Source organism: Photorhabdus sp. RM96S (assembly GCF_042879335.1).
GTDB classification, from domain to species: Bacteria; Pseudomonadota; Gammaproteobacteria; order Enterobacterales; family Enterobacteriaceae; genus Photorhabdus; species Photorhabdus kayaii.
In genome coordinates this window covers 17,534-34,435 of sequence record NZ_JBHFKT010000040.1, presented here as the reverse complement: position 1 = coordinate 34,435, position 16,902 = coordinate 17,534, and the positions used below count along the sequence as shown (strand labels likewise).

15 protein-coding genes and 3 pseudogenes are annotated in these 16,902 nt (G+C 38.5%); 12 read left to right on the top strand and 6 right to left on the bottom strand.

Features of this window, described 5'->3' with window-relative positions; translation table 11 throughout:
- Positions 1 to 125: 125 nt before the first annotated feature.
- Both moeA and moeB read left to right on the top strand, forming a co-directional pair.
- The gene (moeA, locus tag ACGF49_RS19775; RefSeq protein WP_228901354.1) at positions 126 to 1,367 is read left to right on the top strand and encodes a molybdopterin molybdotransferase MoeA; all 1,242 of its coding nucleotides are present in this window, start codon (positions 126 to 128) and stop codon (positions 1,365 to 1,367) included.
- Positions 1,367 to 2,119, top strand: coding sequence for a molybdopterin-synthase adenylyltransferase MoeB (gene moeB / locus ACGF49_RS19770; RefSeq protein WP_113042176.1), 753 nt, complete (start codon positions 1,367 to 1,369; stop codon positions 2,117 to 2,119). Before moeA ends, moeB begins: the two co-directional genes overlap by 1 nt.
- A 98-nt stretch (positions 2,120 to 2,217) precedes the next feature.
- Here the strand turns inward: moeB and ACGF49_RS19765 are convergent, their stop codons facing one another.
- Positions 2,218 to 3,813, bottom strand: coding sequence for an ABC-F family ATPase (locus ACGF49_RS19765; protein WP_113042175.1), 1,596 nt, complete (start codon positions 3,811 to 3,813; stop codon positions 2,218 to 2,220).
- A gap of 1,342 nt (positions 3,814 to 5,155) precedes the next feature.
- Here ACGF49_RS19765 and ACGF49_RS19760 point away from each other — a divergent pair.
- Positions 5,156 to 5,566 carry a toxin gene (locus ACGF49_RS19760; RefSeq protein WP_113042174.1) on the top strand — a complete coding sequence of 137 codons (411 nt, stop codon included), beginning with the start codon at positions 5,156 to 5,158 and terminating at the stop codon, positions 5,564 to 5,566.
- A gap of 234 nt (positions 5,567 to 5,800) precedes the next feature.
- Here ACGF49_RS19760 and ACGF49_RS19755 read toward each other — a convergent pair whose 3' ends face one another.
- Positions 5,801 to 6,364: a TIGR00730 family Rossman fold protein gene (locus tag ACGF49_RS19755; RefSeq protein WP_112894853.1), complete on the bottom strand. Its 564-nt coding sequence runs from the start codon at positions 6,362 to 6,364 to the stop codon at positions 5,801 to 5,803.
- Between the two features lie 432 nt (positions 6,365 to 6,796).
- On the opposite strand from ACGF49_RS19755, the gene rhtA reads away from it, so the two are divergent.
- From rhtA to ACGF49_RS19730, 5 genes and pseudogenes are all read left to right on the top strand, one after another.
- Positions 6,797 to 7,690 carry a threonine/homoserine exporter RhtA gene (gene rhtA / locus ACGF49_RS19750; protein WP_113042173.1) on the top strand — a complete coding sequence of 298 codons (894 nt, stop codon included), beginning with the start codon at positions 6,797 to 6,799 and terminating at the stop codon, positions 7,688 to 7,690.
- Between the two features lie 404 nt (positions 7,691 to 8,094).
- A pseudogene (locus ACGF49_RS19745) lies at positions 8,095 to 8,247 on the top strand (DNA starvation/stationary phase protection protein Dps); the annotation flags it as partial.
- A gap of 136 nt (positions 8,248 to 8,383) precedes the next feature.
- Complete coding sequence (locus tag ACGF49_RS19740; protein WP_112876135.1) at positions 8,384 to 8,605, top strand: alkylphosphonate utilization protein; 222 nt, start codon at positions 8,384 to 8,386, stop codon at positions 8,603 to 8,605.
- Positions 8,606 to 8,881: 276 nt separating this feature from the next.
- Positions 8,882 to 9,097, top strand: a complete 216-nt coding sequence (locus ACGF49_RS19735) for a hypothetical protein (RefSeq protein WP_158536551.1) — start codon at positions 8,882 to 8,884, stop codon at positions 9,095 to 9,097.
- A pseudogene (locus ACGF49_RS19730) lies at positions 9,051 to 9,299 on the top strand (aldo/keto reductase); the annotation flags it as partial. The gene ACGF49_RS19735 and the pseudogene ACGF49_RS19730, both read left to right, overlap by 47 nt.
- Here ACGF49_RS19730 and ACGF49_RS19725 read toward each other — a convergent pair.
- Positions 9,281 to 9,571: pseudogene (locus ACGF49_RS19725) on the bottom strand (LysR family transcriptional regulator); the annotation flags it as partial. The pseudogenes ACGF49_RS19730 and ACGF49_RS19725 overlap by 19 nt on opposite strands.
- Positions 9,571 to 11,718, bottom strand: a complete 2,148-nt coding sequence (gene dinG / locus ACGF49_RS19720; RefSeq protein ID WP_113042172.1) for an ATP-dependent DNA helicase DinG — start codon at positions 11,716 to 11,718, stop codon at positions 9,571 to 9,573. The gene dinG and the pseudogene ACGF49_RS19725, both read right to left, overlap by 1 nt.
- 164 nt (positions 11,719 to 11,882) lie before the next feature.
- Between dinG and ACGF49_RS19715 the strand changes: the two genes are divergently transcribed.
- Together ACGF49_RS19715 and sseA are read left to right on the top strand one after the other, a co-directional pair.
- Positions 11,883 to 12,044, top strand: a complete 162-nt coding sequence (locus tag ACGF49_RS19715; RefSeq protein ID WP_191214833.1) for a hypothetical protein — start codon at positions 11,883 to 11,885, stop codon at positions 12,042 to 12,044.
- A 66-nt stretch (positions 12,045 to 12,110) separates the two neighbouring features.
- Positions 12,111 to 12,947 (top strand): 3-mercaptopyruvate sulfurtransferase, encoded by an 837-nt coding sequence (gene sseA, locus ACGF49_RS19710; protein ID WP_113042171.1) that lies wholly within the window; start codon positions 12,111 to 12,113, stop codon positions 12,945 to 12,947.
- Between the two features lie 42 nt (positions 12,948 to 12,989).
- Here sseA and ACGF49_RS19705 read toward each other — a convergent pair whose 3' ends face one another.
- Both ACGF49_RS19705 and ACGF49_RS19700 read right to left on the bottom strand, forming a co-directional pair.
- A complete protein-coding gene (locus ACGF49_RS19705) occupies positions 12,990 to 13,151 on the bottom strand; it encodes a hypothetical protein (RefSeq protein ID WP_158536550.1) in 162 nt (53 codons plus the stop codon).
- Between the two features lie 153 nt (positions 13,152 to 13,304).
- Positions 13,305 to 13,460, bottom strand: a complete 156-nt coding sequence (locus ACGF49_RS19700; RefSeq protein WP_158536549.1) for a hypothetical protein — start codon at positions 13,458 to 13,460, stop codon at positions 13,305 to 13,307.
- 229 nt (positions 13,461 to 13,689) lie between these two features.
- Here ACGF49_RS19700 and ACGF49_RS19695 point away from each other — a divergent pair, with 229 nt between their 5' ends.
- Both ACGF49_RS19695 and ACGF49_RS19690 read left to right on the top strand, forming a co-directional pair.
- Positions 13,690 to 14,814, top strand: a complete 1,125-nt coding sequence (locus tag ACGF49_RS19695) for a lipase family protein (protein ID WP_262978492.1) — start codon at positions 13,690 to 13,692, stop codon at positions 14,812 to 14,814.
- A 594-nt stretch (positions 14,815 to 15,408) separates the two neighbouring features.
- Positions 15,409 to 16,527: a lipase family protein gene (locus tag ACGF49_RS19690; protein WP_113042168.1), complete on the top strand. Its 1,119-nt coding sequence runs from the start codon at positions 15,409 to 15,411 to the stop codon at positions 16,525 to 16,527.
- Positions 16,528 to 16,902 lie beyond the last annotated feature (375 nt).

Here is a 16,902-nt window from a genome sequence, read left to right as displayed (position 1 = left end):
GACCACCGAGACCAATATCGCCGCATTTATGAAACATAGGATACTCATCAAAGCCAAATATCACTCACACATAGGATGATCTCTGCCATAATGCCTAATGAAAAACCTTATCTGGGAGCATCATTATGGATCACTGTCACACCTCTGGATTGATCTCTTTGCAGCAGGCGTTGGAAAAACTTGTGACGCAAGTTACACCACTGACTGACACAGAAACCGTCAACCTCCCGCAAACATCAGGACGCATTACTGCAACAAATATTATTTCTCCTATCAATGTGCCGCCTTTTGCTAACTCAGCAATGGATGGTTATGCCGTACGCTATACGGATTTAAATAGCTGTAAACCACTACCTCTGGCAGGAAAAGCACTAGCAGGCGCACCTTTTCAAGGAGAATGGCCGGTTGCAACTTGTATCCGCATTATGACTGGCGCACCTATTCCCACAGGCGCTGATACGGTCATTATGCAAGAACACGCAGAGATTACTGATGATGGCATTGTCTTCACTCAGCCAGCCAAGCAAGGCCAGAATATCCGTCTGGCCGGCGAAGATATTACTGAAGGTGCGGTGGTACTACCGGCAGGCAGCAAATTATCCACCGCTCAGTTACCGCTAATTGCATCTTTAGGCATCACCGACGTTGAAGTCGTTCGCAAATTAAAAGTCGCCATTTTCTCGACCGGTGATGAGCTACAAGCTATCGGTCACCCACTGAAGGAAGGCCAAATTTATGATACCAACCGTCTTGCCGTTCGACTAATGCTGGAAAAACTGGATTGCGATGTTATTGATTTAGGGGTTATTGCAGACAATCCCCAAGCTTTACGCCATGTTTTTGGTGAAGCAGATCAACAAGCTGATTTAGTTATCAGCAGTGGTGGTGTTTCTGTGGGTGAAGCAGACTACACCAAGCAGATACTGGATGAATTAGGCGAAATCTGTTTCTGGAAACTGGCAATTAAACCGGGTAAACCCTTCGCTTTTGGCAAACTAAAAAACGCCTGGTTCTGTGGTTTGCCCGGTAATCCAGTTTCAGCCGTTCTCACTTTCTATCAATTAGTTCAACCTTTAATCGCTCGTCTATCCGGTTTTACAGCATGGCAACCCCCTATGCGTATGCGCGCCAAGGTCACCACGCCATTGAAAAAGACGCCGGGGAGAATGGATTTCCAACGAGGTATTGCTTCGGTGAATGAACACGGTCAATTAGAAGTCTGTACGACAGGGCATCAAGGCTCTCATATATTTAGTTCATTCAGTCAGGGGAACTGCTTCATTGTTCTGGAACGTGAACGTGGTCGGGTAGAAATTGGTGAAAATGTTGAAATCGAATTGTTCAATCACTTACTGAAAAATGAATAATGACCATTGAACTAACAGACACAGAAACCCTACGCTATAACCGTCAGATTGTTCTACGCGGGTTTGATTTTGACGGTCAGGAAAAATTGAAATCTTCGGCGATCCTGATAGTCGGTGCCGGTGGTTTAGGTTGCGCAGCATCCCAATATTTAACCGCGGCAGGTGTGGGAACAATAACACTACTGGATTTTGATACTGTTTCTCTCTCGAACCTGCAACGGCAGATCCTGCATCGAGATGAACGTATCGGCATGGCTAAAGTGCATTCAGCCCAATTGACGCTCCGGGCAATAAACCCACATGTCACGATTAAAACCGTTAATGGATTACTGGAAGATCAGGCGCTAGATGAACTTATCAGCCAGAATGATGTTGTCTTAGATTGTACTGATAATGTGGCAATCCGCGAACAACTGAACCGCTTGTGTCTGACAAGGAAAACGCCTCTGGTTTCTGGTGCCGCTATTCGCATGGAAGGACAACTCACTACATTTACTTATCAGCCAAATGCCCCCTGCTACCGTTGCCTGAGCAGACTGTTTGGCGAAAACAATTTGACGTGCGTAGAAGCGGGAGTTATGGCGCCATTGGTCGGCACCATCGGTACATTACAAGCAATGGAAACCATCAAACTCCTTACTGGATACGGCAAAGTCAGCAGCGGAAAGGTTTTACTGTTTGATGCAATGACGATGCAATTTCGTGATATTAAATTACTTAAAGATCCCAATTGCGAGGTGTGCAACAGTTAATCTATTTACCGATAGAAATAACACGCAATAGAAATAACAAGCAATAGAAAGAACACGCCCCGGTTATCTCAACTAGGGCGATTTATGCCACAAGATTATTACTCAACAATTCCTTGGCTTCTCAAATACTCATCATAAGTACCTTTGAAATCAATGACTTTATCAGATTTAATTTCCATAACTCGGCTTGCCAATGAGCTAACAAACTCCCGATCATGAGAAACAAATATCAAAGTACCTTTATACAATTCAAGCGCGAGGTTCAGGGATTCAATGGATTCCATATCCAAGTGGTTTGTTGGTTCATCCATTATCAGAATATTTGGCTGTTGCATCATCAACTTACCAAATAGCATCCGCCCTTTTTCGCCACCCGATAATACTTTGACTTTTTTCTTAATGTCATCTTGGCTGAACAACAAACGGCCTAATACGCTACGAACAGCTTGTTCATCATCCCCTTCTCTCTTCCATTGACTCATCCAGTCAAAAACCGTCAGATCACAGTCAAAATCACTGGCATGATCCTGAGCATAGTAACCAATGCTACTATTTTCAGACCATTTAACTGTGCCACTGGTTGGCTCTGTTTCACCAACGAGCGTTTTCAAGAAAGTTGTTTTACCAATACCGTTAGCACCAATAACAGCGAGTTTCTCACCAACTTCCAGCAAGAGATTAAGATTTTTAAACAGAGGATCATTGTCATAACCTTTAGTTAAACCTTCTATTTCCAGAGCATTACGGAATAATTTCTTATCCTGCTCAAAACGGATATAAGGATTCTGACGGCTGGATGCCTTAACTTCTCCCAACTGGATTTTATCAATCTGACGAGCACGGGAAGTCGCCTGTTTTGATTTGGAGGCATTAGCGCTGAAACGGCTGACAAAAGACTGTAACTCCGCAATCTGTGCTTTCTTCTTCGCATTATCCGCGAGCAGACGTTCACGGGCCTGAGTGGCGGCAACCATATATTCATCATAATTACCGGGGAACAGACGTAATTCACCGTAATCGAGATCGGCCATATGAGTACAAACCGTATTCAGGAAGTGGCGATCATGGGAAATAATGATCATAGTGCTATTTCGTTCATTCAGTATCTGCTCTAACCAACGAATCGTATCAATATCCAAGTTATTCGTCGGTTCATCCAATAACAGAACATCAGGATTAGAAAACAGCGCTTGAGCCAGCAATACCCGCAATTTCCAGCCTGGTGCCACTTCGCTCATCAAACCGTAATGCTGTTCTACTGGAATACCCACGCCTAGCAACAACTCTCCGGCTCGCGCTTCGGCACTATAACCATCCATCTCGCCATAAGCGACTTCCAGATCCGCAACGCGATAGCCATCCTCTTCACTCATTTCTGCCATTGCATAGATGCGGTCACGCTCCTGCTTTACCTGCCACAGTTCCGTGTGCCCCATAATCACGGTATCCAACACCGTGAACTCTTCAAAAGCAAACTGATCCTGACGCAGTTTACCAATACGCTCATTGGGATCGGTGCTGACATTGCCGACAGAGGGTGTCAGATCACCTCCCAGAATTTTCATAAAAGTGGATTTACCGGAACCATTAGCGCCAATCAGACCATAACGGTTACCGTTGCCAAACTTGACAGAAATGTTTTCAAACAGGGGCTTACTGCCAAATTGCATGGTGATGTTGTTTGTACTTAACACTGCATTCGCTCTTACATTTAGAAACAAAAGGAAAATCGGAAAAATCGATAGCGGCGCATTATGCCACAATAGTATTAAGAGATCGCGGAGAGTTTTGAGCGTTATTCGAGCTAATTAACTTATATCGTACTGCAAATTCATTCACTAAAACAGTGTTAAAATTTTAGGAGCAGCCCCGGCATCCCAAGGCGCTCCTCCAACTCAAAGGCTTGCTTGCAAGATCTGACGGCTAATATCTAAAAATAGACTGCTTTGATTTTTTACTTTTAATAAAATAGTAACAAGCTTTCTATTGGTACTCTAAATGACAAAACGATACTGTGATTTAATTTGATGCGGAATGTGCTTTCAAATCAGGCACAAAGAAGAAAATAAGAGAAATCAATATTGGCACATTGCAAATAAACATATTAGGGATTAATGACATTACGTTCACAATAATTTCCTTTTTTACAATTTTTTCATCAAGGATGTAATAGTCCCTATAGTGAATATAATTTCATCTCATTATCCAAATATTTGTTAATCAATAAATCAATAAACTTCCTAGCAAAAATAAAGACTTATCAAATTAATACGTTTATCGCTATTCAAAATAAATACAATCTATACCCGTCATCTTTCAAGTTGCCTCTTTGTTGGCTGCACTCACTCACCCCGGTCACATAGTTATCTATGCTCCCGGGGATTCGCTCCCTTGCCGTCGCGATCCATCTTGAAATCCATTGGGTATATTGCTAAGTTATACTCATTCAATATTACAACGCATTAACATCTCATCAATATAATGATGAATTAATGTTCAAAAAATAATAAATTATTATTCTCCCGTCATAAAATTGGCGTTCTATTTTTATTTGCCATTATAGCCGTTTTATATATTAGTTATTAAAAAACATAGACATATTTTATCATCTATATCTACGTTTTTAAGTACGAAAATATAATTAACCGGTTGTTATTTTATAATAAAACACAAAGAGCAAAAAAATTGACTTTTATCTGAGAGAAAAGGTATCTTAAAAAACATCGAGACAAAATAAATCTTTTTATCTACACCAATGAATAGATAGTTTGCTTTTAATTTTAATCTTTTAAAAGATTAAAATTATCAAAAATAGTAATAAAATGGTGATAACGATAAATAAAAAGACTCAGATATAAAAATTGATTTTTAGGAAACATAAAGAAAAGGAATTCTAATAGGAAGTAAAATAAGCTATCAAATATAGCGAAGAAGGTTGGTTTCACCCCAAGTTATTTTATATAACCATAATAGGCTAAATTAAAATCTTGGAATTTATTAATCATATTTTTAACATCAATCACAAGAGGTAATACTATGTCAGAGATCGAAGCAATCTCCTTAAAAGCACCAATCAGCGTTATTGCAAAAGTAACTAACAAATCAATATATAAACTTAAACTTATTCAGGATTCTATTCGTCTGGATCAAGGTGAGTGGACCACTCTTCCTCCTCAAGTCATTAATAGAAGCAATGATAACACGCCTGGAAAAGCGATTTGGAGAAGTGATTCAAACAGCCTGTTAGGTGGTGTTGCAGGGCGCTGTACCTATGTATTTGTAGATAGTAAAGGCGAAATCTATAGTATCTATGTTACATGGAGTAACCCTTTGATTGGCAGCAGCAGCTACTCAATCTCAACCGATTATTTAGGTGATGATTTACATTTATCCTATACAGCAGATGGCGGTAATAATCCAATAGTAGAATATATGATTGTAAGCTAATATTTAATCATTAGTATTAACAACCATTCCTGTGAGAAGATATTTTAATTAATATCTATACAACAGGAATGGTTTATTTATTTTGATAACTAATATAGTTATTACCTTAATCAAAGGTAGATGCTGTTTCTGTATCATCCACTTTTTCATGGAAGTGGATCCTATCAAGTTTTATTTTTTGGTTCCTTTTTTACAGCATTACAATGATATCGCTTTTTCACCATAAAATGGATTTTAATATGTTTTTACAGAGGGTGCCCGATAAGTATTAAAACGATCGAGTAAGATAGCAGGATCTTGTTCAATTATTGCCATATAACGATATTTTTCATGCAAGAATTGTTCATCAGCCATTTTATTAATCATCGCAATTAGCGGATCATAAAAGTTATTAATATTAAGAATACCGCAAGGTTTCGTATGTAACCCAATCTGACTCCAGGTAAATACCTCACTGAACTCTTCCAATGTGCCAAAACCCCCAGGTAAAGCAACAAAACCATCAGCTAACTCAATCATTTTGTTTTTACGCTGATGCATAGTTTCAACAACGTATAATTCTGTCAGATTTTTATGTGATATCTCCCGTGACTCCAATAATGTTGGAATAACACCAATGACTTTCCCACCCTCTGCCAAAACCGTATTAGCAACAGTTCCCATAATGCCCACACTGGCGCCACCATAAATGAGCGTAAGATTACGTTTAACCAATTCCTTTGCGAAGATAATGACATTTTCTTTATAGATTTCAGATATTCCCAGACTTGAACCACAATAAACAGCAATACTTTTCATTATCTCAGCTCCTGTTACTTTACCTTCACATGAAAAATAGGATTATACGTTAGTATCACAATCATACAACTCACTTATAAAACTGATACCAAGAAAAACCAAATAAAGACGGTTTCTTTCATATTCAATATATTAGCATTAATCATAACTTATTCTTAATTATTATGATATGAAATCAAGAATTAACCAGATTGTAGTAAATACCTTCATCACTTGTAATCCCTAAATTATCAACATATTAAAATACAATGTAAATTTATACAGAATTATATACCAATAATGAAATTTAATTTCACTATAACCATATAATATGGTCTAATAAATGAAAAATATTTCGCTAAAATTATATTCTCTAAACCTATTGAGTTATCTGCATTTCACTGCGAAGATTGTCGGCCAAATCACTTGATTTTAATTTGAGGTTTTGCCCGGATGTCTCCTTCCAAGCTCCAAAAGAGTACCTTTCCATTAATACCTGTAATACTGTTACTGCTTGCCATGACATCAATTCAGGGTGGTGCTTCTCTTGCCAAAACGCTGTTTCCGGTCATCGGTGCACCGGGTGTTACCGCACTGCGCCTAGGTCTTGGAACTATCATTCTGTTTATTATTTTTAAACCCTGGCGCTTGCGTTTTAGCCGAAAATCCATCATGCCACTGCTTACCTATGGTATTGCTCTTGGCGCGATGAATTATACATTCTATATGGCACTGACAACTATTCCTTTAGGTATTGCCGTGGCTCTTGAATTCACCGGCCCATTGGCTGTAGCTATGTTCTCATCACGCCGACCAATAGATTTTCTTTGGGTGGCATTGGTTATCGCCGGCTTAGCTTTCCTACTACCCATTGGCAATAATAATATTAATAGTTTAGATCCTATAGGGATTATTTATGCGCTCAGCGCAGGTGTTTGCTGGGCACTGTATATTATTTTCGGCCAACGCGCCGGTGCAGGCCATGGAGCCGCAACGGTGTCTATTGGTTCATTTATCGCTGCTATGATATTTTTCCCTGTCGGTTTGATACAAACGGGGCCAGAATTATTATTTGATATGTCAATTCTCCCTCTGGCACTGGCAATTGCAATTCTGTCTACTGCATTCCCATATACACTGGAAATGATTGCTCTAACCCGTTTACCTGCACAAACATTTGGTACTCTAATGAGCCTTGAACCCGCGCTGGGTGCGCTATCTGGTATTGCGTTTCTGAATGAACATTTAACTATAACGCAATGGCTGGCGCTGTTCTGTATTATTTTTGCCTCCATCGGATCTACATCAACAATAAAAAGAAAGCCTAAAATCACCGAAATCGATTAATCATTTTATTTAATCGAAATAAAATAGAAGCCGGAGGAATAAAGTCATTCTCCGGTTTTTTCATGAATAAAAAACTCATTCATGTCAAAATTACTCAACAGATTTACCTGATAAATTATTATATTTTTTAATATTAATCTAAAAATTTTATGGTCAATATTTTCCTATAAAAATTAACTATTGATTTAATAGGAATAAACTATATGATTTAAGACTAATATCGAGTTACATTCATCTCATCAATGAAAAACTCATTATTAACATCAAGGTAAAATTATTATGGAGACTGCCAAATTAGTCAAAACAAAGACATCCACACTACTTTATATACCCTATGGATTTCAAGATGCATCGCGACGGCAAGGGAGAGAATCCTCGGGAGCATAGATAACTATGTGACCGGGGTGAGCGAGTGCAGCCAACAAAGAGGCAACTTGAAAGATGACGGGTATACTCGTAATGATGTCGATGATGACATTAAGCAGGAAACAATTGAAATTCTAAACCACATGGTGATCCAATTTATTGATCTTTCGCTGCTTACCAAACAAGCACATTGAAGCAAGCGTTGAGCAGTAAAATACATCATAAGATGTCCTCCACACAGACAAATTTCGCCATATCCTTTAAAAATCAGTACAAATTGTCTATAATCCACACTTATTTTCAGAAATAACTTGAGGAAATAACAAAATGGACACCGAAGTAAAAGACAGCAATGGCACCTTACTTAATGATGGCGATTCTGTACAGGTCATCAAAGATCTAAAAGTAAAAGGCACATCAGCAACGTTAAAACGCGGCACTTTGATTAAAAATATCCGTCTTACCCATCGTGACGATGAAATCGAATGTAACGCAGATAAAATCAGAGGGTTAGTATTAAAAACCTGTTTTCTGAAAAAAGTAGGATAAATCGCCTTTTCTATCGATTTTATTTACTAAATTAGCCGAAAACCCTCTCCATGAAGAGGGTATCGCAAAAGGCCGGCATTTTTTGCTAAGTGAAAATAAGCCCACAGAGATATTGCCTGTGGTAGATTCACATAAATAAGTGCAACATCGTTAATCTGGAAGTAAACATGTTCGTATTCCCTTAAATAATTTATTTAAATTAACTTATATACCCTATGGATTTCAAGATGGATCGCGGCGGCAAGGGAGCGAATCCCCGGGAGCATAGATAACTATGTGACCGGGGTGAGCGAGTGCAGCCAACAAAGAGGCAACTTGAAAGATGACGGGTATATTATATCTTTGCCATATCAGCAAAAGACTTCTGCATTTATTGCTCTTTTTTATTGCAATTTATCTCATGATAATAAAACCTTTCTCAATCAAATATTACATGAGGTTTATTATGTCTGTTCCTGCATTTGGATTAGGTACTTTTCGTCTGAAAGATGATGTTGTTATTACATCAGTAAAAAATGCTCTTGAATTGAGATATCGTGCGCTTGATACAGCACAGATTTATGAGAATGAAACCGCGGTAGGGCAAGCCATAGAAGAAAGCGGTGTAGCCCGTGAAGATATCTATATCACGACAAAAATCTGGACAGAAAATTTAAGTAAAGAAAAACTGATACCAAGTCTTAAAGAGAGACTTGGCGTATGTTTAGATTCCATAAGTTCAGTTTCAGCGGCTGCTATTTCTTGTAGTACATGCTAAACTCGGCGGAAATAACGCTTACCTTCTTCGGTTAAGCTAAGCTGACGTGTTGTGCGATTGAGCAGACTCACACCCAGTTTCTTTTCAAGTTTTTTTATAGAACGGCTCACAGCGGAATTTGCTAATTGCAGATGTTCCGCCGCACGACTGAAACTCCCGCTTTCCACTACTGACACGAAAATTGTTAACTCTTCTGAATTTGCCTTCATTATTGCCTTCCTTGCAAAAGAGTATTCATGTCCCCAATTTCTGTCTCTGAAAGAACTTCCGGCTGCTCAATAGGGAAAATGGGCAGCGCTTGCAATAATCTTGGGCCATACCTTTTGCTCAGTAAGCGCCTGTCATAAATCACCACATCACCATAACATTCATGGCTACGAATAAGTCTTCCTACTTGCTGAATCAGGCTAAAAGAAGCACTTGGTAAACTCTGCACTTCAAAAGGATAACGTTTAAGTGATTTCAACCATTCGCCTTCAGTAATAATGACTGGATTATTCACTGGCGGAAATGAGATTTTTTGAATGTGAACTTGGGACAGATAATCCCCCTTTAAATCCAGCCCTTCCGCAAAAGATTGCAATCCAATCAAAACACTACACTGCCCTTCATTGATACGCTGACAATGTGTTTCCACTAACCGATAACGTGGCTGATCCCCTTGCACAAGTAACATCAGACGTAAATCCGTTACATAAGAGAGAAAGATATCCATCGCCCTCTGACTGCTGAACAAAACCAACATGCCTTTATGTTGCTGCCTCAGCAATTGAGCTCTGAAATAACACGCCATCTCTTGCAAATGAGCGGTTTCATTGTGCAGTGTCGGCTCCCATGACATTTTGGGAATAACCAGTTTACCCTGCCGTACATGATCAAAAGGTGATGACAATGCGACAAAACGGTCGCCTGCTTTTTCAGTCAACCCAGTCAACTCCTGAATACGGGAAAAACTATTCAGAGAACGAAGCGTTGCCGATGTCACAACCACATGAGGAATGCTACGCCAAAGCAGTTGATTAAGCTGTTCGCTGACTCTGATACCGGCACAATGGAAATAGAGGTGTGACTGATTTTTCTCATCACGGCGTCTAAGCCATTTTGATACCGGCGCACTGGATGACTCTTCCAACGCCGCTAAACGCCACAGCTTAGTCATATTTTCAAAATATCCAAGCGTACGGCTAGTATGCAAAATAGACCGATGCAATCTGACAATATCCTGTTTAGCCGTCCGCTCAGTCAAATCATTCAGTATCGCTTCTGCCAAACCCCGTAAACCGTCGGTCAATTTAAATAGCTGTTGGCAGCAAAGTAGCAAGTTATCCGGTAATTTACCCATCTCAAACAGATACTCATCTAGTTCATTCTTTTCAGATAAAAACGCCTGAGTGATAATTGCGAGCTCTCTAAAGCATTCCCGTAGTTTTTCACTGTGTTCATTAAGGCGACTGGCATTAGCTAAGCGTGGTGGCTTTGCCGGATGGAATTGCACCAGATATTGCTCAACATGACGAACAAAAGTATCTAATTGACCATTAAGTTGAAACAGAGTGATTTCCCCCTCCACTTCCAGAGAATCCCTGGCAACATCCGGTATATGGTGGCCTTCGTCGAGTACCAATAACAAATTTTTAGCATCAGGGAGTACCGATTCACTCTCCAATGCCGCCATCACTAACGCATGGTTAGCAACCACCACATCGACATTTTCTATCTCACGGCGAGCAATAAAAAATGGGCAACGATGATAATACTGACAGTTACGTCCCAAACAATTTACTTTATCCGTACTCACTTTCCCCCACAAAGCATCGGACAAAGCCAATTTATGGTGATCACGCAACCCATCCCAGGCAAAAGTTGTGTAATCACTACGCAACCGACCACACAATTCCCTCTCTTCACTACTGGCAAGCTCTGTTTTGTCCTCAACCAAAAACATAAGATCGATCTGCTCACTCTCGGTTGCACAGATAGCGTCAAGATTGCGTGGGCAAACATAACGACCACGACCAAAAGCCCCGGTAAATTTCAGATCGGGAATAATTTTACGCAACAGAGGAAGGTCTTTACTGTAAATCTGATCTTGCAAAGCGACATTCGCCGTACTCACGACCAATGGCTTACTTTCCGCTCTGCTGATAGCAATCCCAGGTAGCAGATAAGAAAGGGTTTTGCCGATTCCCGTTGGCGCCTCAATAACCAAATGACGACCTTCCTGATCCGCAAGCGTTTTTGCAACTTCGGCAATCATCTGCCGCTGCGGAACACGAGAAATAAAACCATTAATATGTTGAGGTAATATCTTATACCACTGACTTATCTGATTTTTTATTGAATTGGAAAGTGCCATTGGATTCTCTGCCATACAACCGGAGCGCTATTGTCCCACAGAGCAAAAATGAAATCAGCTTTATGTCGAGGCGACAATCAACTCGTTTGTTAAATTGGTGAGCACCTTGCCAGCTATTCAGAACGCTATATACTGCCTATTTTCTACAACACCTGAGAACAATAATGAAAAAGCTCCTTATCATTTTCATCGCTATCTTTGCATTTGGTTCAATTGGCGGCGTATTCTTGGCGGGCCTTAATATGTACACCCGCTCAACCACACCGGTAGAATCACTAACCAGTCAACAACCAGAAACCACCACAGCGCCGGTACAACAACAATAACGGGCTGTAACACGTAGTGCCTATCCCAATAGGACTATTTTATCTTCGTATCAAGTGAGGGACCCCATGAATAACGCATACTTTGTCACTCCACAATGGCTAAAAGATCATCTTGATGATAAGAATCTCGTCATCCTTGATGCAACCGCCCCACCACCACCTCAACAAATTGATTGCCATCAACTTTGGCTGGATACCCATATTCCCGGCGCCCAATTTTTTGATTTAGACAAAATTGCCAATCATCAAAGTGGATTACCTCACATGCTGCCCGATCCGCAAACTTTTAGTCAGGCTGTTGGCGCAATGGGGATCAGTAAAAATCATTTAGTCGTGATTTATGACCAAGGCAATATGTTCTCTGCCCCTCGTGCATGGTGGACATTTAAAATATTCGGTAGCCACAACGTCCGTATTCTTGATGGCGGTTTACAAGGCTGGCAACAGGCAGGATTGCCAACAGAATCAGGTGAAGTGAAACGCAATCCTCAAATCTTTAGTGCCGATTTTGATGCCGACAAAGTGAAATCACTGGAACAAATTCTGGATGCGCTAAATGATCAACAAATCCAAATTGTCGATGCCAGAGCAACAGACCGCTTTCAAGCTAAAGCGCCAGAACCGCGCCCCGGATTAAGAATGGGCCATATTCCTGGCAGTAAAAACGTTCCGTGGACGATGTTGATAGAGAATGGTCACTTTAAATCAGGAACTGAAATTACCGATATTTTCCATCAGCAAGGCATCGATTTAAACAAACCGGTTATCACCAGTTGTGGATCGGGTATGACTGCTGCCGTTTTAGTATTGGGTTTAGATATCATCGGCAAGAAAGATGTTTATTTATATGATGGATCATGGGCTGAATGGGGAGCAGACAATACCCTGCCACTTGAGAAATAATTAAATACCATAGGGCATATTCACTTTATGCCCTTTAATTATTTAATATAAACAAATATACCCGTCATCTTTCAAATTGCCTCTTTGTTGGCTGCACTCACTCACCCCGGTCACATAGTTATCTATGCTCCCAGGGATTCGCTCCCTTGCCGTCGCGATCCATCTTGAAATCCATAGGGTATAGATATATTTTTCAGTAATCAAATAGCATCCAATCAAATAAGTTCCATATCGTTATATTTCATAACCCTATCTATTCATTTCTCAATAAAGATTATTATTTATCAATCATAGTTATATGAAATAATCAAACCAACATATTTTCAAATTTAAATATTATTATTATCAACTTAAAATTCAACTCTGTTTTTTATTTAGAAATAAGATTAAGATATTATTCCAATAGGGATTATCTTTAGAGGAAATACATAAGGAGACCAGCACTAAGATGGGTTTATACCCGTCATCTTTCAAGTTGCCTCTTTGTTGGCTGCACTCGCTCACCCCGGTCACATAGTTTGCTATGCTCCCGGGGATTCACTCCCTTGCCGTCGCGATGCATCTTGAAATCCATAGGGTATAAAACCCATTGATTTTTATCTGGAATATTACCCTATTCCACGTTTTACCACAAAGAAATAAAAATAAAATACCCCTATGCAATGGGTTATAAAAAGTTGAATATTGATACTTTTACCAGAGCATAATATCAAAATTTATATTATAAAAATGGAGAGTAAAAATGACTATTTCGCTTAAAGATCAAAGAATAAATCTCGCACTCAGCTTTATCAGTGGTGCAGGAAGTATAATAACTGAAAAACCAGAGCCGACTAAGGTTGCAGAAGATATTCAAACATCATTGGAAAAGAGCAGAGTGACAGCCAACAGATTTTCTATTATTTGGGGGCCTGCCATTTTTCGCGTTGATAACGGAAAAAACACCAAGGATAATAAGGACGACCACGTTTTATTCATTGTAAAAAATCGCAATATTCCCCATGATTATCGCATCGTTATCCGAGGATCATGGTCTGATGTTAACTGGCAAGTTGAAAATTTTGCTGTACATGAAACAGTAAACTGGTCACTTTGGGATCAAAATATCCCTGAAGAATTTAAAGATGCTAAGATCTCTTATGGAACCCATGTAGCATTAAACTATATTGTTAATCAAGTAAAAAGCAACAATATTCCTGGTTATGGAGAATCACTCATTGAGGCAATTAATAAAATTGCTTCGGAAAAAGGTATACATAATATTACCATCACCGGGCACAGTTTGGGTGGTATTCTCGCCTCTACCCTTGGATTGTATTTAAAACGCTTATACCTTAATAAAGGGAATAATAATATTCGTATTCATGTTTGCTCTTTTGCCAACCCAAATACCGGTAATGATATTTTTTCATCTTATATTAAATCTGTTTTTAATGGCACCTCAACAACCCACTATAAAAGCCACTTTTTAAGGATATATAATCGTAAAGATGTTATTTCCCTCATCTGGAACCTGGATGGATTAGAAAAAATTCCAACTATCTATGAACCATTAATTAAATTAGATGAGAAATTAATTAACAGATTTAAAAAGATTGTTCTTCTCGTACAAGATAAGGGTTACACTAAACTCACGCCAGATTTACCTTTTACAGCACCTATTGCAGAACTGGACCTCAATAAACAAGTTGTTTTCCAACATATTAAATCCTATGCCAATCAATATGGCATGAATTTAGTGGAAGTTAATGACGGCACTCAACCACCTATTGATGATATTGTGGTTATTAATAGTAATCTATCTCAAGATATTGTCGCTTATTTCTTATCGATACCTCTGCCTGAGGATAACATTGACATTGCATAAATCGATTACACTTTTTCTCTATTTTATCTAAAATCAATGGAGCTTTTATTATAAAAGCTCCATTAAACAAAATTGACTTAAATATAATAATAAAATAACCGCCATATATGATTAAAATATCAATGATTTACAATCATTCCAAATAATACTATTCACAGAGATAATTAAAAAGTTATTTACCTATTACCAACATTGAATAATGGAGATAATCCTAAAGGATAGCAATAATATTTAACCGCAATTATTCAATATATAATTTAAAACATTTACTTTTAATTTAAAAATAAATAATTTATATTCTAGCATAAAATAAAAAATCCACATATATATTTGACAGATTTAAAAGTTATTATTAACTTTAAGTTAAATTATGTTTTATCCAATATAGGAAGAGTAAAAGAATTAAATCTTGATATTTATACCCTATTGATTTCAAGATGCATCGCGACGGCAAGGGAGTGAATCCCCGGGAGCATAGCAAACTATGCGACCGGGGTGAGCGAGTGCAGCCAACAAAGAGGCAACTTGAAAGATGACGGGTATAAACAGATAGCTCGCATTAATACTTACTACATGAACAAATAGGGAGTAAAAATGACTATTTCTCGTGAAGTTCAAAAAACAAATCTTGCTCTAAGCTTCATTATTAACTCTGGAGGTATAAAAACTAGCAAACCAGAACCGGGCATTGTTTCGGAAAATATCCAAAAATCATTGGAAAGCAGTAAAGCAACAGCAAATAAATTCACTATCATTTGGGGACCCGCGGTGTTTCGTGTTGGTGACGTTGGTAGGAAAAAAAGCGTTATAGATAAAAAAGACGATCATGTTTTATTCATTGTGCAAAATCGCCATGATCCAAATGACTATCGCGTTGTTATTCGGGGATCATGGTCCGATATTAACTGGCTTAATGAAGATATTATTGTCTGTGAAACTCAAGATTGGGCACGATGGGATTCAAGATCACCTGAAAATGCTAAGATAGCCTATGGAACCGACATGGCATTAGGCTATATTATTAATCAAATGAAAAGCAATAATTCTCCGGGTTATGGAGAATCTCTCACTGATGCGATTGATAAAATCGCCTTAAAAGAAGGAATACAAAACATTACTATTACAGGACACAGTTTGGGAGGTGTACTATCTTCTACCATTGGCTTATATATAAAGAGACGATATCTTGATAAAGGAAATAATAATATTCGGATTAATGTTTGTGCTTTTGCAGGACCAACTGCTGGTAACGATGTTTTCGCATCCTACTCTGAATCTATTTTCAATGACATATCAGTAGCCGGTTATAAAAGTAATTTTCTCAGAATTCATAATAGCATGGATGTGGTTCCCCTAGCCTGGCATATAAAAGGTTTGGAGGAAGTTAAAGCTATCTATCCAGTGTTAACTGTAACAATTAATGCTCTTATCCTCTCTGTCTTTAATAAGAATTATACTCAAATTTTCCCAGATTTCCCTATTCATTCACAGATTCCAATATCACCAATAGTGTTGTTTGATGATTTACTGGTTAATATTGGCAATCAACATATTCATGCCTATGCCAAAGAGTATGATATGAGTTTTATCACCATTGATGATAATTCAAATATACCGACTGATTACGATATTGTTGTAGTTAATGATAGCCTATCCGAAAGTATTGTCGATCTCTTCAAATTTCTAACCAAAGATAAAATCAATATTACATAATCTTATTATGTATAATATAAGTGGAGCCTTTATTAAAGGTTCCATTCATTTCAACAAATGATAATTAAATAGCGCAAATAAATTATTTTTCTTATCTATCACTAATTACAGCCATTTACTATCACTCATTTTTGTAGATACCAATATATACCCGTCATCTTTCAAGTCGCCTCTTTGTTGGCTGCACTCGCTCACCCCGGTCGCATAGTTTGCTATGCTCCCGGGGATTCACTCCCTTGCCGTCGCGATGCATCTTGAAATCCATAGGGTATAAATTATTTTCCATAGATAATAGATATCACAATTATCACTCTAAATAGCTAATCTAACCTTATAAAAGCATGGTGTAATTTTTATCGCTTATTTTAAAGTTCA